The 17,979-nt window shown below is 59.1% G+C and carries 18 protein-coding genes; 14 read left to right on the forward strand and 4 right to left on the reverse strand.

All coding sequences use genetic code 11. The annotated features are described in order from the left end of the window. Positions 1-3: 3 nt before the first annotated feature. The 3 genes from CRO62_RS11590 to CRO62_RS11600 form a co-directional block, all read right to left on the reverse strand. Complete coding sequence (locus CRO62_RS11590; protein WP_003517929.1) at positions 4-321, reverse strand: cupin domain-containing protein; 318 nt, start codon at positions 319-321, stop codon at positions 4-6. A gap of 41 nt (positions 322-362) precedes the next feature. Beyond that, positions 363-1,100 carry a FadR/GntR family transcriptional regulator gene (locus CRO62_RS11595; protein WP_003517927.1) on the reverse strand — a complete coding sequence of 246 codons (738 nt, stop codon included), beginning with the start codon at positions 1,098-1,100 and terminating at the stop codon, positions 363-365. Positions 1,101-1,234: 134 nt separating this feature from the next. After that, positions 1,235-2,032 carry an NAD-dependent epimerase/dehydratase family protein gene (locus CRO62_RS11600; RefSeq protein WP_097100246.1) on the reverse strand — a complete coding sequence of 266 codons (798 nt, stop codon included), beginning with the start codon at positions 2,030-2,032 and terminating at the stop codon, positions 1,235-1,237. A gap of 176 nt (positions 2,033-2,208) precedes the next feature. Between CRO62_RS11600 and kduI the strand changes: the two genes are divergently transcribed. From kduI to CRO62_RS11640, 8 genes are all read left to right on the forward strand, one after another. After that, positions 2,209-3,033 (forward strand): 5-dehydro-4-deoxy-D-glucuronate isomerase, encoded by an 825-nt coding sequence (gene kduI / locus CRO62_RS11605; RefSeq protein WP_097100247.1) that lies wholly within the window; start codon positions 2,209-2,211, stop codon positions 3,031-3,033. Next, on the forward strand, positions 3,030-3,773 hold the full coding sequence (kduD, locus tag CRO62_RS11610; RefSeq protein ID WP_097100248.1) for a 2-dehydro-3-deoxy-D-gluconate 5-dehydrogenase KduD: 744 nt from the start codon (positions 3,030-3,032) through the stop codon (positions 3,771-3,773). Before kduI ends, kduD begins: the two co-directional genes overlap by 4 nt. A gap of 113 nt (positions 3,774-3,886) precedes the next feature. Next, positions 3,887-4,798 carry a 5-dehydro-4-deoxyglucarate dehydratase gene (kdgD, locus tag CRO62_RS11615; protein WP_097100249.1) on the forward strand — a complete coding sequence of 304 codons (912 nt, stop codon included), beginning with the start codon at positions 3,887-3,889 and terminating at the stop codon, positions 4,796-4,798. A gap of 24 nt (positions 4,799-4,822) precedes the next feature. Continuing rightward, positions 4,823-5,959: a D-galactarolactone cycloisomerase gene (locus CRO62_RS11620; RefSeq protein ID WP_097100250.1), complete on the forward strand. Its 1,137-nt coding sequence runs from the start codon at positions 4,823-4,825 to the stop codon at positions 5,957-5,959. After that, the gene (locus CRO62_RS11625; RefSeq protein WP_097100251.1) at positions 5,956-6,834 is read left to right on the forward strand and encodes an amidohydrolase family protein; all 879 of its coding nucleotides are present in this window, start codon (positions 5,956-5,958) and stop codon (positions 6,832-6,834) included. The genes CRO62_RS11620 and CRO62_RS11625 overlap by 4 nt, the downstream gene beginning before the upstream one ends. A gap of 146 nt (positions 6,835-6,980) precedes the next feature. Further along, on the forward strand, positions 6,981-7,958 hold the full coding sequence (locus CRO62_RS11630) for a TRAP transporter substrate-binding protein (protein WP_065660050.1): 978 nt from the start codon (positions 6,981-6,983) through the stop codon (positions 7,956-7,958). A 77-nt stretch (positions 7,959-8,035) separates the two neighbouring features. Further along, on the forward strand, positions 8,036-8,557 hold the full coding sequence (locus CRO62_RS11635) for a TRAP transporter small permease (protein ID WP_013761414.1): 522 nt from the start codon (positions 8,036-8,038) through the stop codon (positions 8,555-8,557). After that, a complete protein-coding gene (locus CRO62_RS11640; protein ID WP_097100252.1) occupies positions 8,558-9,838 on the forward strand; it encodes a TRAP transporter large permease in 1,281 nt (426 codons plus the stop codon). 29 nt (positions 9,839-9,867) lie between these two features. Here the strand turns inward: CRO62_RS11640 and CRO62_RS11645 are convergent, their stop codons facing one another. After that, on the reverse strand, positions 9,868-10,794 hold the full coding sequence (locus CRO62_RS11645) for an AraC family transcriptional regulator (protein ID WP_097100253.1): 927 nt from the start codon (positions 10,792-10,794) through the stop codon (positions 9,868-9,870). A gap of 211 nt (positions 10,795-11,005) precedes the next feature. Between CRO62_RS11645 and CRO62_RS11650 the strand changes: the two genes are divergently transcribed. The 6 genes from CRO62_RS11650 (at position 11,006) to CRO62_RS11675 (ending at position 17,962) form a co-directional block, all read left to right on the forward strand. Further along, positions 11,006-11,887 (forward strand): carbohydrate ABC transporter permease, encoded by an 882-nt coding sequence (locus CRO62_RS11650; RefSeq protein ID WP_003517909.1) that lies wholly within the window; start codon positions 11,006-11,008, stop codon positions 11,885-11,887. Between the two features lie 4 nt (positions 11,888-11,891). Further along, positions 11,892-12,776, forward strand: a complete 885-nt coding sequence (locus CRO62_RS11655; RefSeq protein ID WP_097100254.1) for a carbohydrate ABC transporter permease — start codon at positions 11,892-11,894, stop codon at positions 12,774-12,776. A 2-nt stretch (positions 12,777-12,778) separates the two neighbouring features. Then, complete coding sequence (locus CRO62_RS11660; RefSeq protein WP_097100255.1) at positions 12,779-13,879, forward strand: ABC transporter ATP-binding protein; 1,101 nt, start codon at positions 12,779-12,781, stop codon at positions 13,877-13,879. Positions 13,880-13,928: 49 nt separating this feature from the next. Continuing rightward, a complete protein-coding gene (locus CRO62_RS11665) occupies positions 13,929-15,197 on the forward strand; it encodes an ABC transporter substrate-binding protein (RefSeq protein WP_065663160.1) in 1,269 nt (422 codons plus the stop codon). A 112-nt stretch (positions 15,198-15,309) separates the two neighbouring features. Continuing rightward, positions 15,310-16,881 carry a glycoside hydrolase family 28 protein gene (locus CRO62_RS11670; RefSeq protein ID WP_097100256.1) on the forward strand — a complete coding sequence of 524 codons (1,572 nt, stop codon included), beginning with the start codon at positions 15,310-15,312 and terminating at the stop codon, positions 16,879-16,881. Continuing rightward, positions 16,868-17,962, forward strand: a complete 1,095-nt coding sequence (locus CRO62_RS11675; RefSeq protein WP_097100257.1) for a glycoside hydrolase family 105 protein — start codon at positions 16,868-16,870, stop codon at positions 17,960-17,962. The genes CRO62_RS11670 and CRO62_RS11675 overlap by 14 nt, the downstream gene beginning before the upstream one ends. The last annotated feature ends 17 nt before the right edge of the window (positions 17,963-17,979 follow it).

Below are 17,979 nucleotides of genomic sequence, written 5' to 3' on the forward strand. Positions count from 1 at the left end.
GATTCAGAGAAAGTCGTCGCGGCGCGGGGTGAAGCAGTCGATGAGCTCGCCTTCTTCCAGGCAGAGGCAGCCGTGCTCGACATGGCCGGGAATGATGAGGCTGTCGCCTTTCTGCAGGTCGTAGGCTTCGCCATCGCGGTAAAAGCGGAAGCTGCCGCTGGCGACATAGGTGGATTGCACATGCGGATGGTTGTGCAGCTTGCCTTCGGCGCCGGTCTTGAAGCGGAACGAAACCACCATCAGCTCCGGCGCTTCGGAAAGCACGGTGCGTTCAACACCGTCGTCGGGTGAAACGGTGGGGAATGTCGGAAGCTGCTGCATGTCGTTCTCCTCGGTCATGCGATGTCGTTCAAGCTTGGAATTCAGCGCGGCGCGCGCAGCATGGCGCGGTAACGCGTCTGGCTGCTTTTCAGGTGGTGGCGCATAGCGCTTCTTGCCGCCTCTTCGTCGCCGTCCTGTATCGCAATCAGGATTGCTTCGTGCTCACCGACAAGCCGGTTGAGGTCAGCGGGCGAAAGCACGGTTTCCTTGCCGTTTTCGGCAACGGCGCGGCGCGGAATGAGCGTGGGGCCAAGCACCTGTAGAAACTCGCTGAAGCGCGGATTGTTGGTTGCGTCGGCAACAGCCAGGTGAAAAGCGAAGTCGGCCTCTGCTGTCGGAATGCCCTTGGCGGCGCTGGCGCGGAAGGCATCGAAGGCTTCGATGATTTTCTCCTCCTGTGCCGGGGAGCGGCGAACGGCCGCAAGACCGGCGGCATCACCTTCCACAGCGGTGCGCAGTTCGAGCATTTCGATCAGGGACGAGACACGGGCAAGATCGACATTATGGAACGGCCGTCGCTCGACAGGCGCTGGCTCCAGCACGAAGACGCCCGCACCCTGACGCGGCTCGACCAGCCCGTCGGACCTCAGTGAGGCGATGGCCTCGCGCACCACGGTGCGGCTTACGCCGAATTCCTGCGTCATCTGCGCTTCGGAAGGCAGGCGCTCGCCTGTCTTGTAACGGCCCTTGGCGATCTGGCTGCGGAGCTCCTCGGAAACCTTCACCACAAGCGTCTTGGCTTGCGGAGCTGCCGGTTCGGAGGTTATCGCTTTTGTCATTGTCATCGCCGTTCTAAAAAAGGGTGCAGGTTAGCGTCCGGTATTCCTCGATACGTCATTCGCGGTCCGGCTTGCAATCCCGCTGCTCGCGCAGGAAAGACCGGTTGTCATGCCTGTCGGTCCCATATGGCATTTCACGTCGCCTTGAAGATCGGATTGTCGATGAAAACGCCGCCCTGAAAACGCGCCACCGCATCTTTAGGGTCTGGTTGCGGTGTTGTCTCGGCAATGTGCTGCCGGAAAGTCTCGGCGTTGTCCTTCGGTTTCCAGCCAAGCCAGCCGAGGTGGGAATTGTCCCACCAGCCCGCATCATTGGCCGAGGCGCCCCAGACGACCGGGCAGCCGAGCACCGGCGCGCGGAAAACCGCCTCGATCAGCGATACGAAATCATCCTGCGAAAACCAGGTCGACAACATGCGGTGATTTTGCGGTTCCGGCGTGCAGGAGCCGATACGGACCAGCGCCGTCTCCTGGCCGAATTTTTCGAAATACATGCGGGCGAGGCTTTCGCCGAAACATTTGGACACGCCGTAAAGACCGTCCGGCCGGAAGGGAACGTCGGGGCCAAGCCGCTCTGTCTGGGAATAATAACCGATCGTGTGATTGGAGCTGGCGAAGATGATTCGCGGTTGGCCATGGGCGCGGGCCGCTTCATAGAGGTTGTAAAGCCCGATGATATTGCCCTGAAGGATCTGCTCGAAAGGCCGCTCCACCGATATGCCGCCAAGATGGACGATGCCGTCACAATCGGCGACCATCGCATCGACGGCGCTGGCGTCGGCCAGATCGCATTGCACGCATTCCTCGTTCGGCCCGGCAGGATCAAGCGGCGAAAGATCGGCAAGACGCAATATCTCGGCCATCGGTGCGAGGCGCTTGCGCATGACGCGGCCGAGCTGGCCAGCCGCACCGGTAACAAGAAGCCGTTTCATTGCAATTCTCCCTAAACGAATGGACTGCGGATCATCGAGGCTGCGGGAAACCCCCATTCAACGTCTCCGGCATGGTCGAGATATCCAGGTCCCTCTTGACCTTGTCATACAGATCGTACAAAAAGCGGATAACATATATTATGTCCTATACGCAACAATCATGAAGGATGAGTTTGATGCTGACCGTCGAAACAAGGCAGGCCGTCAACCCGGAATATGCAAAAACGCTCGATACCGATGGGCTTCGCAAGCATTTCCTCGCCAACGACATGTTCCGTTCCGGCGAAATCAGGCTTATCTATACCCATTATGATCGTTTCGTCATGGGCGGCGCGGTGCCTGATGGTGCCCCGCTGATGCTGGGCAAGGTCGAGGAAACCAAGACGCCGTCGTTCCTTGATCGGCGCGAGATGGGTATCGTCAATATCGGCGACACCGGCACCGTCAACGCTGGTGGCGAGACGTACACGCTCAATCGTGGCGACGTTCTGTATCTCGGTGCGGGCAGCGGTGCGGTGACCTTCGATGGCGCGGGCCGGTTCTACATCACTTCATGCCCGGCGCATCGCAACCTGCCGGCAAAGCTCGTCAGCCTTGCCGACAGCAAGGAGGTCAAGCTCGGTGCGACCGAGACCTCCAACAAGCGCACAATCAACCAGTTCATCCACCCGCTCGTCATGGAAAGCTGCCAGCTGGTGCTCGGCTATACGACGCTAGAGGACGGCTCCGTCTGGAACACCATTCCGTCGCATATTCATGATCGCCGCATGGAGGCCTATCTCTATTTCGGCATGGATGAAAAGTCGCGCGTTCTGCACCTGATGGGTGAGCCGCAGGAAACGCGGCATCTCTTCATTTCCAACGAAGAGGGCGCCATTTCGCCGCCCTGGTCGATCCATTCCGGCGCTGGCATCGGTTCGTACACCTTCATCTGGGCCATGGCTGGTGACAATGTCGATTATACCGATATGGACTTCATTCAGCCGGGGGATCTGAAATGAAAAATCCCTTTTCGCTTCAAGGGCGTAAGGCGCTGGTGACGGGTGCTAATACGGGGCTTGGTCAAGCAATCGCCGTCGGCCTCGCCGCGGCCGGCGCGGAAGTCGTCTGCGCTGCCCGCCGCGCGCCGGACGAGACGCTGGACATGATCGCGAAGAACGGCGGCAAGGCCGCCGCATTGTCGATTGATTTTGCCGATCCACTCGCCGCCAGGGACAGCTTTGCCGACGCCGATTTCGATATTCTCGTCAACAATGCCGGCATCATTCGCCGCGCCGATTCCGTGGAGTTTTCAGAGCTCGACTGGGATGAGGTGATGGACGTCAATCTCAAGGCGCTGTTTTTCACCACGCAGGCCTTCGCCAAGGAATTGCTGGCGAAAGGTCGTCCGGGCAAGGTGGTCAATATCGCCTCGCTACTGTCGTTTCAGGGCGGCATACGCGTACCGTCCTATACGGCGGCGAAACATGGCGTTGCTGGTCTGACCAAGCTTCTGGCAAATGAGTGGGCCGCGAAGGGCATCAACGTCAATGCCATTGCGCCTGGTTACATCGAAACCAACAATACCGAGGCGTTGCGGGCGGATGCTGCCCGCAACAAGGCCATTCTGGAGCGCATCCCGGCAGGCCGCTGGGGGCATTCTGAAGACATCGCTGGGGCGGCGGTTTTCCTCGCCTCGCCGGCGGCCGACTATGTGCATGGCGCCATCCTCAATGTCGATGGCGGCTGGCTGGCGCGCTAATGAGCGCCGGTTTTCAAAATTCATCATATAACTTGTATGATGACTTGTTGACAAATATGCGGCAAGCGGTTTAGGTGGCTTCCAGTCAGTGAACTTGCAGAGGAATACGGATTATGAACCCTGAACAAATCAAGGCGGCGCTTGGCTCCGGCCTGCTCTCCTTCCCGGTAACGCATTTTGATTCCGAGGGTCGTTTTGCGGCCGATAGCTACAGGGCGCATGTCGAATGGCTTGCCGGTTACAAGGCGCCGGTGCTGTTTGCCGCCGGCGGTACGGGCGAGTTCTTCTCGCTGAAGCCGGATGAAATCCCTACTATCGTTTCGGCTGCCAAGGAAGTGGCCGGTGAAACGGCAATCGTTTCCGGCTGCGGCTACGGCACCGAGGTTGCGGTTGATATCGCACGCTCGGTCGAAAAGGTCGGTGCTGATGGCATCCTGCTTCTGCCGCATTACCTCATCGATGCGCCGCAGGAAGGCCTTTACGCGCACATCAAGAAAATATGCCAGTCGGTCGGCATCGGCGTCATGGTTTATAACCGCGACAATTCGGTGCTTCAGGCGGATACGCTGGCGCGTCTCTGCGATGAGTGCCCGAACCTCGTCGGCTTCAAGGACGGCACCGGTGATATCGGTCTCGTTCGCCAGATCACCGCCAAGATGGGTGACCGCCTGATGTATCTCGGCGGCATGCCGACGGCGGAACTGTTTGCCGAAGCCTATCTCGGCGCCGGTTTCACCACCTATTCCTCGGCCGTCTTCAATTTCGTGCCGGGCCTTGCGAACGAGTTCTATGCGGCGCTGCGGGCCGGCGAGCGCGCCACCTGCGAACGCATCCTGACGGAATTCTTCTATCCGTTCATGGCGATCCGCAATCGCGCCAAGGGTTACGCCGTTTCCGCCATCAAGGCTGGCGTTCGCCTGCAGGGCTTCGATGCGGGTCCGGTGCGCGCGCCGCTGAAGGATCTGACGAATGAGGAAATCGGCATGCTCGATGCCCTGATCGGCACGCACAAGCGCAAGGTGTGATCAAGGTATAACGGGAGGGGAGCGATGAAGATCACAGCGGTGCGGACGCATCTGCTCGAACATCGGCTGGGCACGCCGTTTGAAAGCGCATCCATGCGCTTTGACCGACGTGCCCATGTTCTGGTCGAAATCGAATGCGATGACGGGACCGTCGGCTGGGGCGAATGCCTCGGTCCGGCGCGACCGAACGCCGCCGTGGTTCAGGCCTATTCCGGTTGGCTTATTGGCCAGGATCCCCGCCAGACCGAAAAGATCTGGGCCGTGCTTTACAATGCCCTGCGCGACCAGGGCCAGCGCGGCCTCAGCATTACCGCCCTGTCCGGTATCGATATCGCGCTGTGGGATATCAAGGGAAAGCATTACGGAACCTCCATCTCCATGCTGCTCGGCGGGCGCTGGCGCGAAAGCGTGCGCGCCTATGCCACCGGCAGCTTCAAGCGTGATGGGGTCGACCGCATCTCCGACAATGCCAATGAGATGGCGGAGCGCCGTGCAGAGGGTTTTCACGCCTGCAAGATCAAGATCGGTTTCGGCATCGAGGAGGATCTTGCGGTCATTGCCGCCGTGCGCGAAGCGATCGGGCCGGATATGCGGCTGATGATCGACGCCAATCACGGCTATACCGTTACCGAAGCCATCGCGCTCGGCAACCGTGCGGCTGAATACGGCATCGACTGGTTCGAGGAGCCGGTGGTTCCGGAGCAGCTCGATGCCTATGCCCGCGTGCGGGCGGGCCAACCAATCCCGGTTGCGGGAGGTGAGACCTGGCACGGGCGTTACGGCATGTGGCAGGCGCTTTCCGCCGGTGCCGTGGATATTCTCCAGCCAGACCTCTGCGGCTGCGGTGGCTTTTCCGAAACGCAGAAGATTGCCACGCTTGCCACGCTGCACGGCGTGCGCATCGTGCCGCATGTGTGGGGCACGGGCGTGCAGATTGCCGCCGCCCTGCAGTTCATGGCCGCGATGGTGCCCGATCCGGTGCGGGTAAACCCCATCGAGCCGATCATGGAATTCGATCGGACGCATAATCCGTTCCGTCAGGCCGTGCTGCAACAGCCGATAGAGGCGGTGAACGGTGTCGTCGCCATTCCCGATGGTCCCGGTCTCGGCATCGAGATCAACCGCGACGCACTCGTTGAATTCAGGATGCCACAGTCATGAGCGAACTTGTCAGAAAACTAAGCGGGACACCGCCGCAGCCAGCGTTCCCGAAAGGGGCGGTCGATACTCAGATGCATATGTATCTGCCCGGTTATCCAGCCTTGCCGGGTGGGCCGGGCCTGCCGCCGGGTGCGCTGCCGGGGCCTGAGGATTATCGCCAGCTCATGCAATGGCTCGGCATCGACCGCGTCATCATCACCCAGGGCAACGCCCAACAGCGAGATAACGGCAACACGCTGGCCTGCGTGGCAGAAATGGGCGAGGCAGCCCGCGCGGTGGTGATCATCGATGAGAGCACGACTGAAAAGGACATGGAAAGACTTGCCGTTGCCGGTGCCGTGGGCGCCCGTATCATGGATTTGCCTGGCGGCGCGGTGAACCTATCGGAACTGGAAGCGGTGGATCAGCGCGCCCATGCGGCCGACTGGATGGTGGCGGTTCAGTTCGACGGCAATGGGCTTCTCGATCATTTGCCGCGCCTTGAAAAAATCCGTTCGCGCTGGGTGTTCGACCACCATGGAAAATTCTTCAGGGGTATCGACACGGATGGCCCGGAGATGGCGGCACTTTTGAAGCTCATCGATCGCGGCAATCTCTGGTTCAAGTTTGCCGGTGTTTATGAAAGTTCGCGCGACGCCTGGCCCTATGAAGATGTTGCAGCCTTTTCGCGCCGTATCGCTGCCCATGCGCCGGAGCGGATCGTCTGGGGAACGAACTGGCCGCACAATTCGGTCCGTGAGACGGATGCCTATCCGGATGATGCCTGCCTTGCGGAGCTTACACTCGGCTGGCTGCCGAATGATGCGGCCCGTCATCGAGCGCTGGTGGAAAATCCAGAAGCCCTGTTCAAGCTGCCGCCATTCAAGGCGGCGTAATTTCAATTCGGGATGGTTGGGGAAAGGGAGGTCCCCATCATCCTTTGCAGATGAAAGGTCTTTGCATGCCGGCCCGGATGGGCATGAAAAATTCGGTCCGTTAGCCTTGGAGGGGTGGGGCCGTTGTTACAACGGAGGAGGAAGAAATGAAAAAGATTGCAAGCATGATGTGCATCGCGATGGGGATCGCGCTGTCAGGCGTTTCCGCCAAGGCGCAGGAAATCACCCTGCGCTCGGCCGATATTCATCCCGACGGTTATCCGACGGTTGAAGCCGTGAAATATATGGGCGAACTTCTGTCGGAACGCTCCAATGGCCGCATCAAGGTGCAGGTCATGAACAATTCGGTTCTCGGCGGTGAGAAGGATACCATCGAGCAGACCCGCTTTGGCGTCATCGACATGAACCGCGTCAACGCTGCGCCTTTCAACAATCTCGTCAAGGAAACCACCGTTCTCGGCCTGCCTTTCCTGTTCCGTTCGACGGAACACATGCACAATACCGTAGACGGCCCGATCGGCGATGAGGTTCTGGCAGCATTCGAACCGCACGGCCTAATCGGTCTTGCCTTTTACGATTCCGGTGCGCGTTCCTTCTACACAACCAAGAAGCCCATCGAAAAACTGGCGGACCTGAAGGGCCTCAAAATCCGCGTGCAGCAATCGGATCTGTGGATTTCGATGATGCAGGCGTTTGGCGCCAACCCTACGCCGATGCCGATGGGCGAGGTTTACTCCTCGCTTGAAACAGGTGTTGTCGATGGTGCGGAAAACAACTGGCCGTCCTACGAATCCGCCCGTCACTATGAAGTGGCGAAGAACTATTCGCTGACGGAACATTCCCTCAATCCGGAAATTCTCGTCATCTCCAAGATTTCCTATGACAAGCTGTCGCCGGAAGATCAGAAGCTGCTGCGTCAGGCAGCCAAGGATTCCGTTGGCAAGATGCGTGAATTGTGGAGTGCGCGCGAAAAGGCCTCGGAAGAAAAGGTACGCGCCGGTGGCGTCAACGTCATCAAGGTCAACAAGGAGGAGTTCGCCGCCGCGATGGGGCCGGTCTACGACAAGTTCGTCACCGATCCGAAAATGAAAGACCTTCTTGAGCGGGTAAAAGCCGTCAAGTGACATAGGGAAAACCGGCTCTGGTAACAGGGCCGGTTTTCTTTTGTCGTCATTGGTCTGAGGTTGGAGGAGGAAGGCAAATGCGAAACTTCATGCGGGCGATCCGCCCATTTCTCGGCGCGCTCAGCCGTGCGTCACTTTACATCGCCGGCGTCGGCATGGTCGCCATGACGCTTATCGTCGGCTGGCAGGTGTTTGCCCGTTATATCCTGAATGATTCACCAAGTTGGTCCGAGCCGCTTTCGCTTCACCTCATGTCATGGTTCATCATGCTGGGGGCGGCGGTGGGCGTGCGTGAAAGCGTGCATCTGGGGTTGGATATTCTGCGCTATATGATGCCGCCGCGCATACAGGCGGCGATGGACCTGACCAGTCTGGCACTGATCTTCTTCTTCGGGGTTGGCATGTGCTGGTACGGAACCGTGCTCTCTGCCGGAACATGGACGGCGACGATCCCTGTTCTTGGATGGCCGGGCGGCATGGATTTCTTCCCGCTGATCGGTGGCGGTTTTCTGATCGCGCTGTTTGCAGCCGAACGCTTTATCGATCTCGTCATCGGCGAGGAAATCGCGGCGGATGTGTTTGTGCAGGAGGCCGCGTAAATGGCTTACACGATCCTCTTCGGTGTCTTCACCCTTCTGATGCTGATCGGTACGCCGATTGCGTTCTGCCTCGGCATTGCCTCCTTCGCCACCGTTCTTTATCTCGGCCTGCCGCCCGTCGTGGTCTTCCAGCAGATGAACTCCGGCATGAACGTGTTTGCGATGATGGCGATCCCGTTCTTCATCTTCGCGGGTGACCTCATGGTACGCGGCGGTATAGCCCATCGTCTCATCCGTTTTGCGGCCGGTCTTGTCGGTCATCTGCGCGGCGGTCTGGGGCAGGTCAACATCGTCGCTTCGACATTGTTCGGCGGCATTTCCGGCTCGGCTGTCGCCGACGCCTCGGCCGTTGGTGGCCTGATGATCCCGCAAATGGCCAAGCGCGGTTATGACCGGGATTACGCCGTCAATGTCACTGTCAACGCCGCCATCATCGCGTTGATGATCCCGCCTTCGCACAATATGATCCTTTATTCGATCGCGGCGGGTGGCAATGTTTCGGTGGCCGATCTCTTCACCGCCGGCATCATTCCAGGCCTGCTGCTTGCTGCGGCCCTGATGGTCACCGCCTATATCGTCGCGCGGCGCAAGGGTTACCCGTCCGAGCCGTTTCCCGGCTTTTCGAAGCTGATGTATTATCTTCTGGCGTCCTTTCCCGGCATTCTGTTGATCGGCATCATATTCGGCGGCGTTCGTTCGGGTATCTTCACCGCGACGGAGAGCTCCTGCATTGCCGTTCTCTACGCCTTCCTTGTCGCCATGCTGGTCTATCGTGAGCTGGACTGGAGCGGTTTCGTGGAAGCGGTGATGGGGGCGGTTCGCACGACAGCGATGGTTCTGCTCGTCATCGGCACGGCTGCGTCGTTCGGCTGGTTGATGGCGTTCCTGCAGGTGCAGACACTGATGATCGCGACAATCAGTGCAATTTCGGACAATCCGATTATCGTGCTTCTGGTCATCAACGTCATTCTGCTCTTGCTCGGCACTTTCATGGATATGGCACCGATGGTCATCATTTCCACGCCGGTGCTTCTGCCTGTCGTGAAGGCCTTCGGCATCGATCCCGTGCATTTCGGTGTCGTGATGATCCTGAACGCCGGTATCGGTCTCAATACGCCGCCGGTCGGAACGGTGCTCTTCGTGGGATGTGCGGTTGGCGGCATAACGATACGGGAAGCAATGCGAACGATCTGGCCGTTCTTCGGCGCCAGCATAGCCGTGCTGCTCGCCGTCACCTATATTCCGTCGCTTTCACTCTGGCTGCCGTCACTTTTCCGGTAGTTCCAAAGCTTTATCGCAATAAGGCCCCGCTATGCCGGGGCCTTTTCCATTTCGGCGGCAAGCAGCTTCTGCTGTTCGTGCTCGTCAAACGCCATCAGATTGCCGTGCCGGCTGCGTCGTATCCTGTTCATGTGGTCGCGGGGGCTCAACCCCAATGTGCGCTTGAACATCCGTGAAAAATAATAGGGATCGCCATAACCCACTTCTGCCGCCGCCGCCGCAACTGAAAGCCCGGCTTCGAGAAAATGCATGGCACGTTCCATGCGTTTGAATTCCTGGTATTTCCTAGGCGTGCGCCCCACCCGTTTCTGGAACTCCCGCAGGAAATAGTCACGATTATAGGGGGCTGCGTCGGTTGCCCTTGCGGCAATATCAGGGTCGAGCGGATTGGCGGAAATCATCGTGATCGCTTTCATGACAGCCAGATCCAGGGCTTCCGCACCTTCCGGCTGGAAACTCGGACGGTCGACCCATCCGAGAAATGCATCATCGATAAATGCGATCAGCAACACCATGAACAGGTGATGCTGGCCAAGCGTGACAGAGGAGGGCGGAGCGCTCTGCCGATAGTGGCGCACCAGCGGCTCCAGCAGCGGCCAGCGGCTCAGCGAAAGTTTCGGCTTGAGGTCCATCTGCGCGACAAGGTTGTGTCGACCGTAAATATCCAGTGTGAAATGCTGTGCCACTCCCCGATAGGTGACGGCCTGTTCATTCCAGCCGATAAAATGCTGCCCCCTGAAAATCAGCATGGCGTCGCCAGGCTCCAGCACCCGTGCCTCACCGTCCACGAGATAATGCCCGCGACCCTCCAGGCAGATGATGAGATCGTCCACCTGATTGGATTTGTCGATCTGCCAGGTGCGGGAGTGCTCCATCTTGATCGTGGCGCGCGTGAGATTAAGCGTGAGCGCCGCAGGCGGAACCGACGAGAGAATGCCACCTTCGATTTCGTCCATCTTTTTCCTCGTCTTTGTTAATTCACCTTGGCTCGGAAATTTGGTTTTGTCACCTCACAAACTGCTTATACGCGCCGTATCAATGAGGGAGGAGATCGGCTGCGGCGAGAAATCGCGCCATCATGCGCCCGCCGTTAGCCGTTCCGGGAGAATAACTTGCACGAAATTGTATTCTGTTATCCGCGCCTTTCCGGGGTGGGGGAGGAGCGTCATGAAATCTAATCGCTTCCTCGGGCTGGGATATCTGACGCCCTACATCATCGGACTTCTGGTTTTCACGGCGATCCCGTTTCTGGGTTCCCTGTATCTCAGCTTCACCCGCTACGACCTGATGAGTGACCCGACATGGGCGGGACTGGCCAATTACGAGCGGCTCTTCACCCGTGATCGCACGTTCATGAAATCCCTGAACGTCACCCTGTTTTATGTGTTTCTGACGGTGCCGCTGAAGCTTGCCTTCGCGCTGTTCATCGCGGCGATACTCAATTACAAGCTGCAATTCATCAATTTTTTCCGCACCGCCTTTTACGTTCCGTCCATCCTTGGTGGCTCGATCGCGATTGCGGTGCTGTGGCGCTACATCTTCGCCAGCGAAGGGCTGGCCAACATGGCGCTGGCGGCAATCGGCCTGTCGCCGGTGGACTGGTTCGGCGATCCCGCCAATGCGCTTTTCACAATCACGCTGCTGCGCTGCTGGCAGTTCGGTTCGGCCATGGTGATCTTTCTCGCCGCGCTGCAATCCATCGACAAGTCGCTTTATGAGGCAGCGGCAATCGACGGCGCAGGCAAGGTAAAGACGTTCTTCTTCATCACCCTGCCGCTTCTGACGCCGGTCATCTTTTTCAACCTGATCATGCAGATGGTGCAGGCATTCCAGGAGTTTAACGGGCCTTACATCATCACCCAGGGCGGGCCGTTGAAGTCTACCTATCTGCTGCCTCTTTATATTTACGATGAGGCTTTCAAGAAGTTCAACATGGGCTATGCCTCCGCCATCGCCTGGGTTCTTTTCACCATCATCACCGTGCTGACCCTCGTGGCCTTCTGGTCCTCGAAAAAGTGGGTCTATTACGCCGGCGACAAGCGGAATTGATGCCATGACCGATATCGCAACCTTAAACGACATGCAGGCCGCCCGCCGGGCAAGGCTCCGGCTGTTATCGACCTCTGTCCGGTACACGCTGCTGTTCGCGGTCGGCTTCATCATGCTCTATCCGCTGATCTGGCTGGTCGGCGCAAGCTTCAAGACCAATTCCGAGATCTTTTCCGGTGCAGGTTTCATTCCTGAGACGCCAACGCTGGACGGTTACATCCGCGGCTGGCAGACCTCCACGCCCTATACGTTCGGCCGGTTTTTCTGGAATTCGTTCCTGATCATCCTGCCGAAGGTCATCGGAACGGCGATTTCCTGCACCATGGCGGCCTATGCCTTCGCGCGCTTCGATTTTCCGCTGAAGAAAATCCTGTTTGGCTCGGTCATCGCCATCCTGCTTTTGCCCAATGTCGTAACCCGCATTCCGCAATATATCCTGTTCCGTGACCTCGGCTGGCTGGATAGTTTCCTCCCGCTATGGGTTCCCTCGGCACTAGCCGGTGATGCCTTCTTTGTCTTCATGCTTGTGCAGTTCCTGCGCTCGCTGCCCTCGGATATGGAGGAAGCCGCCCGTGTGGATGGCGCCAACAGTCTGCAGACGCTGGTCTACATCGTCGTGCCGATGCTGGCGCCGGCGCTGATCTCGGTCTGCCTCTTCCAGTTCATGTGGACGATGAACGACTTTCTGGGACCGCTGATCTACCTGTCCTCGGTCGATAAATATCCGGTGAGCCTGGCGCTCAAACTCTCCATCGACACCACCGAAGCCTTCGAATGGAACCGCATCCTGGCGATGTCGGTGTTGACGATCGCGCCTGCGCTCGTCGTGTTTTTCGCGGCGCAACGGTATTTCATTGAAGGGATCTCGTCTGGCGGGGTCAAGGGCTGAAAATGGCAAGCGTTCAACTTAAAAATCTCGAAAAAGTCTATGGCGGCAGCTTCAAGGCCGTGCACGGCATCAATCTCGAAATCGAGGACGGCGAGTTCATGGTCTTCGTCGGCCCGTCCGGCTGCGCCAAATCCACCACGCTGCGCATGGTGGCGGGGCTGGAGGAAATCACCGGCGGTGAAATCCTCATCGGAGACCAGCGCGTCAACGACCTGCCGCCCGGCAAGCGCTCCATCGCCATGGTGTTCCAGAACTATGCGCTTTATCCGCATATGAAGGTGCGCGGCAATCTTGCTTTCGGCCTCAAGATTGCCGGTGTTGCCAAGCCCGAGATCGAGAAGGCAATCGACAATGTCGCGCGCATTCTCGAAATCGAGCCCTTGCTTGATCGCCTGCCGAAACAGCTTTCCGGCGGGCAGGCGCAACGTGTGGCTCTGGGCCGTGCCCTTATCAAGAAGCCGGGCGTGTTCCTGTTCGATGAGCCCCTTTCGAATCTCGATGCGAAGCTGCGCGCCTCCATGCGTGTGCGCATTACCGATCTGCATCGCCAGCTGAAGGCGGAAGGCCTGTCTTCGACCGTCGTCTACGTGACGCACGATCAGACGGAGGCCATGACCATGGGCGACCGTATCTGCGTCATGCAGGCCGGGCGCATCATGCAGGTCGCCACGCCGAAGGAACTCTACAACCGGCCCGCCAATCTGTTCGTCGCCGGTTTCATTGGCATGCCGGAAATGAACCTTGTGGATGTGGCGATCGACGGGGCGGAGTTCGTCATCGGTGGGCAACGTCTTCCGATAGGCGACCATCTGGAAAAGCGGCTTTCAGCCAGACCGGCGGACGCCGTCATCGGCATCCGTCCGCAGCATCTTTCGCTCGCCGGTGAGGCCAATGGGCCGGCGCTGCAGGCGAAACTGACCAACGCCGAATTCATGGGGCACGAGGTCTATCTGCATGCCGATCTCGGCGGACAGAAGCTCGTGAGCGTGGTGGGAGCAGCCGAATTCGAGGCGCTTGGGCGCGGCGGCATTTTGCGACTGAAGCCGGACCCCGAGAAGCTGCATATTTTCGACAAGGCCGATGGCCGCAATGTCTCGCTGTGAGGAGGGGACGAGCGTGCCTGATTTTTTGAGGAGGAGAAGAACAATGAAGATGACGACGATGACTAGAACAATGGCGATGCTGGCTGGTGCCGCCTATCTGGCCACGGTGGCTGCGCCTGCGGCGGGTGCCGCGGAACTGCGTATGTCGTGGTGGGGCGGCGAAAGCCGTCATGTCGCCACCCAGAAGGCGATTGCCGCCTGCGGAGAAAAATACGGCCACACGGTCAAAGGTGAGTTTACCGGCTTCGATGGATATCTGGAAAAACTGACCACGCAGATGGCAGGCAAGACGGAGGCTGATATCGTTCAGGTGAACTGGCCATGGCTGCCGCTGTTTTCCAAGAATGGTGAAGGTTTTGCCGATCTGCGTCAGTTGAAACCGCTCGATCTTTCGCAATGGGCCGAGACGGATCTGGAAGCGGGTTCTATGAACGGGGTGCTTCAGGGCCTTTCAGTCTCCACCACCGGCCGCGTGTTTTTCTTCAACGCCACCACCTTCGAGAAGGCTGGTGTTGAAATCCCCAAGACATGGGATGAATTCTTCGCGGCAACAAAAACCATCAAGGAAAAGCTCGGCAAGGATCATTACACCTTCAATGCCGTAAAGGAGACTGCCCAGCTTCTCGTGACACTCGCCGTGGTGCAGAAAACCGGCAAGGATCTGGTCGACCCCAAGACCAACCGTGTCGCCTGGACGCCGGAGGAACTGGCGGAAGGCATCTCGTTCGTCGGCAAGCTGGTGGAAACCGGCTCCATCCGCTCCCAGAAAGAGGAAGCGGCCGATGGCAACGTCAATCTTTATGAAAAGCCGTCCTGGTCCGAAGGCCGTATCGCTGGTTCCTATGAATGGGATTCCACCTATTCGAAATATGCCGATCCCCTGAAGGATGGGCAGGTGCTGAAACCCGTGCCGATGCTGAAGCTCGCCGATGCCGTGACGGAAGGCGTTTATCGCAAGCCTTCCATGGTCTTTTCGATCTCGAAAAACTCGAAGAACCCAGAAGCGGCAGCGCAAATCCTGAACTGCCTGCTGAACGAGCCTGAGGGTATCGATGCGCTTGGCACGTCTCGCGGCCTGCCTGCTTCCAAGGCTGCTGCGCAGCGTCTGGGCGACAAGGGTGAGCCGGAAGTGCGCGCCGCCAATGCCATCGTCATGGCGGCATCGGGACCGGTAGTTTCGCCCTTCAACGAACATCCGGAAATCCGCTCCGGCTTCATCGATACGCTGGAGGAATATGCCTATGGCCAGCTGACGGCGGAAGAGGCGGCCGAGCAGATCATCGATACCACCAACGACGTTCTGGCCAAATTCGATTGACGACAATGGCCCGCCGCCCCTGCGGCGGCGGGCTCTTTATCCGGTTGCCGGGTGACATGGGCATTCCCGCCGATTGTTTTGGCGGGGCATGCACGAACAACGAGAAACGAGCATGAACGAACCCTCTATCATCGCGCTTTCGGCGCGAACGGCGGCGCTTTGCCTTGCCGTACCCGGTGCGCGATATCACCTGCCGCAGACGGCATGGCGGCTGACTTCGCAAGATGGTGATTTACGAACCGGAAAAACCGCCACCGTGGTGACGCTGCTGCATGATCTGCGTCCGGATACGCGGTATGTGTTCGAAGCAGATGGGTTCGCAAGCCTGGAGTTCAGGACAGCGCCCTGCGCGGGGCTTGTCGAGCCGACGGCATTTTCGCTGACGCCGGATATTGCACTTGATGACAAAGCCGGCGCACGCGCCAACGCCAGCGCTCTGGAAGAGGCAGTTGCCGCCGTGCCTGCGGGCGGCACGTTGCGCCTTGCTGCCGGCCTCTGGACGGCCTTTCCCGTGCGGTTGAAAAGCGACATGACGTTTCATCTTGCGGAAGGGGCCGTGCTGCGCGCACCCTCCACCCGCAATGGTTGGCCGATCCTGCCTGCCCGCGATGAGGCGGGCCGCATGCTCGGCAGTTGGGAAGGGCTACCGGATGCCTGTTTCGCCGCTCCGGTCCATGCCATCGGCGCAGACAATCTCGTCATCGAGGGTGGGGGCGTTCTTGATGGTTCCGGCGACAGAGGCGACTGGTGGAGCTGGCCGAAAGAAACCCGCAACGGCGCGCGCCGGCCGCGCGGCCTGCATCTCGTCTCCTGCCGCAATGTCGGGCTTTTCGGTTTTACCATTCGCGATGCACCGTCCTGGACGGTCCATCCACAGGGGTGCGAGGCCCTGACAGCGGCGGGTCTCACAATCAGCGCCCCGCATAACAGCCCCAATACCGATGGTTTCAACCCGGAAAGCTGCCGCAACGTGACGATATCAGGCGTGCGTTTTTCAGTCGGCGACGATTGCATTGCTGTGAAGGCGGGCAAACGCGGGCCGAACGGCGAGGACGACCATCTGGCGGAAACACGCGGCGTCAGCGTGCGGCATTGCCTAATGGAGCGCGGCCATGGCGGGCTGGTGATCGGCTCGGAAATGTCGGGTGGCGTGCATGACGTGACGGTAGAGGATTGTGACATGGTTGGCACGGATCGCGGCCTGCGCCTCAAGACGCGGCGGGGCCGTGGCGGTTCAGTCAGCAATATCACCATGCGCCGGGTGTTGCTGGATGGCGTGCATACCGCGCTTTCCGCCAATGCCCATTACCATTGCGATGCCGATGGGCATGACGGCTGGGTGCAGTCGCGAGATCCTGCACCCGTCGACGACGGGACCCCGTTTATCGACGGAATTACTGTCGAAGATGTGGAAATCCGCCATCTGGCCCATGCCGCCGGCGTCTTTCTCGGTTTACCGGAGGCCCCAATCCGCAATATCGCCATTCGCAATCTCACCATCGTCTCGCGCGATCCTGCAGCCGTGGCCACACCGCCGATCATGGCCGATGGGGTGCGCCCCATGCTGCATGAGGGGATCGTTTTCGAACAGGCCGAAATCATTTGCGACGATCCTGCGCTGCTGAGCGCCTCTACCGTTTCCCACTCACAGATTTCAATCGAGAAAACCCATGAAAGCCACTGATTATTTTGATCAATTCGCCAGCCGCTATAGGCACTACAAGGACGGGAGCTGGTGTTATGAGGATGGCTGTGTCTATCGGGGTTTGCAGCACCTGTTCGAGGCGACCGGCGACCGGCGCTGGAACGAACATCTGCATCGTCTGGCTGACACCCAGATAGCGGCAGACGGAGTGCTAGCCGGTTACGATCCGCAGGAATACAATATCGATCACATCCTTGCCGGTCGCATTCTGTTTCCTCTGGCAGCGGAAACGGGCGATCCGCGTTATCTCGCTGCGGCGGAACATCTTGCGGGTCAACTCCGCAGCCATCCGCGTACGGGCTCCGGTAATTACTGGCACAAGAAGCGTTATCCGCATCAGGTCTGGCTGGACGGCCTTTATATGGGACTTCCTTTCCAGATCGAATATGCGCAGGCGACTGGCAATGCCGAACTGATCGACGATGCGCTACAGCAATTCTCAACAGCACTCACGCTGACGGCGGATGCCGGTGGGCTCTATGTCCATGGTTATGACGAAAGCCGCAACCAGCGCTGGGCCGATCCCGTGAGCGGCCAATCCCCGGCCGTATGGGCCCGCGCCGTCGGCTGGCTCGCCATGGCGCTGGTCGATGCGTTGGTGATGTTGCCGGCTGATGGCGCAACGATCGAACTTCGGGAACGCGCAGGCCTGCTTCTGGCCGGTATTGTTGCCCGGCAGACTAAAACCGGTCTGTGGATGCAGGTGCTGGACAAACCGGGCCTTGCCGGTAACTACGAGGAAACCTCCGCTTCGGCAATGTTCGCCTATGCCTTACTGCGGGCTGCGCGGCTGGGGCTTTTGCGGGGCGAGGAGGCAAATGCGGCTCTTTCGGCGGGCCGGTCCGCGCTTGAGGCCCTGCTTGAGAGACAGCTCAAGGTGGACGAAGAGGGTATCGTCCGTCTCACCGGCATCGTGCATGTCGCGGGCCTCGGCGGTTTCGAGGGCAATTATCGCGATGGGTCTCCGAAGTATTATCTGACGGAACCAGTCGTTTCCGACGACGCAAAGGGCGTCGGGCCGCTGATGATGGCCTATGCGGAAGGCCTGTTTTTGGCATGACGGCGCGGTCATCTTAA

The sequence above is a fragment of the Rhizobium sp. AN6A genome (assembly GCF_900215635.1).
GTDB lineage: Bacteria > Pseudomonadota > Alphaproteobacteria > Rhizobiales > Rhizobiaceae > Agrobacterium > Agrobacterium tumefaciens.

Coding starts and splice junctions, on each gene's coding strand:
- CRO62_RS11620 (WP_097100250.1), top strand. CDS start 4,823: ATGAAGATCACAGCGGTGCGGACGCATCTGCTCGAACATCGGCTGGGC.
- CRO62_RS11630 (WP_065660050.1), top strand. CDS start 6,981: ATGAAAAAGATTGCAAGCATGATGTGCATCGCGATGGGGATCGCGCTG.
- CRO62_RS11675 (WP_097100257.1), top strand. CDS start 16,868: ATGAAAGCCACTGATTATTTTGATCAATTCGCCAGCCGCTATAGGCAC.
- CRO62_RS11640 (WP_097100252.1), top strand. CDS start 8,558: ATGGCTTACACGATCCTCTTCGGTGTCTTCACCCTTCTGATGCTGATC.
- CRO62_RS11660 (WP_097100255.1), top strand. CDS start 12,779: ATGGCAAGCGTTCAACTTAAAAATCTCGAAAAAGTCTATGGCGGCAGC.
- CRO62_RS11600 (WP_097100246.1), bottom strand. CDS start 2,032: ATGAAACGGCTTCTTGTTACCGGTGCGGCTGGCCAGCTCGGCCGCGTC.
- CRO62_RS11595 (WP_003517927.1), bottom strand. CDS start 1,100: ATGACAAAAGCGATAACCTCCGAACCGGCAGCTCCGCAAGCCAAGACG.
- CRO62_RS11650 (WP_003517909.1), top strand. CDS start 11,006: ATGAAATCTAATCGCTTCCTCGGGCTGGGATATCTGACGCCCTACATC.
- kdgD (WP_097100249.1), top strand. CDS start 3,887: ATGAACCCTGAACAAATCAAGGCGGCGCTTGGCTCCGGCCTGCTCTCC.
- CRO62_RS11635 (WP_013761414.1), top strand. CDS start 8,036: ATGCGAAACTTCATGCGGGCGATCCGCCCATTTCTCGGCGCGCTCAGC.
- kduD (WP_097100248.1), top strand. CDS start 3,030: ATGAAAAATCCCTTTTCGCTTCAAGGGCGTAAGGCGCTGGTGACGGGT.
- CRO62_RS11670 (WP_097100256.1), top strand. CDS start 15,310: ATGAACGAACCCTCTATCATCGCGCTTTCGGCGCGAACGGCGGCGCTT.
- kduI (WP_097100247.1), top strand. CDS start 2,209: ATGCTGACCGTCGAAACAAGGCAGGCCGTCAACCCGGAATATGCAAAA.
- CRO62_RS11590 (WP_003517929.1), bottom strand. CDS start 321: ATGCAGCAGCTTCCGACATTCCCCACCGTTTCACCCGACGACGGTGTT.
- CRO62_RS11645 (WP_097100253.1), bottom strand. CDS start 10,794: ATGGACGAAATCGAAGGTGGCATTCTCTCGTCGGTTCCGCCTGCGGCG.
- CRO62_RS11655 (WP_097100254.1), top strand. CDS start 11,892: ATGACCGATATCGCAACCTTAAACGACATGCAGGCCGCCCGCCGGGCA.
- CRO62_RS11625 (WP_097100251.1), top strand. CDS start 5,956: ATGAGCGAACTTGTCAGAAAACTAAGCGGGACACCGCCGCAGCCAGCG.
- CRO62_RS11665 (WP_065663160.1), top strand. CDS start 13,929: ATGACGACGATGACTAGAACAATGGCGATGCTGGCTGGTGCCGCCTAT.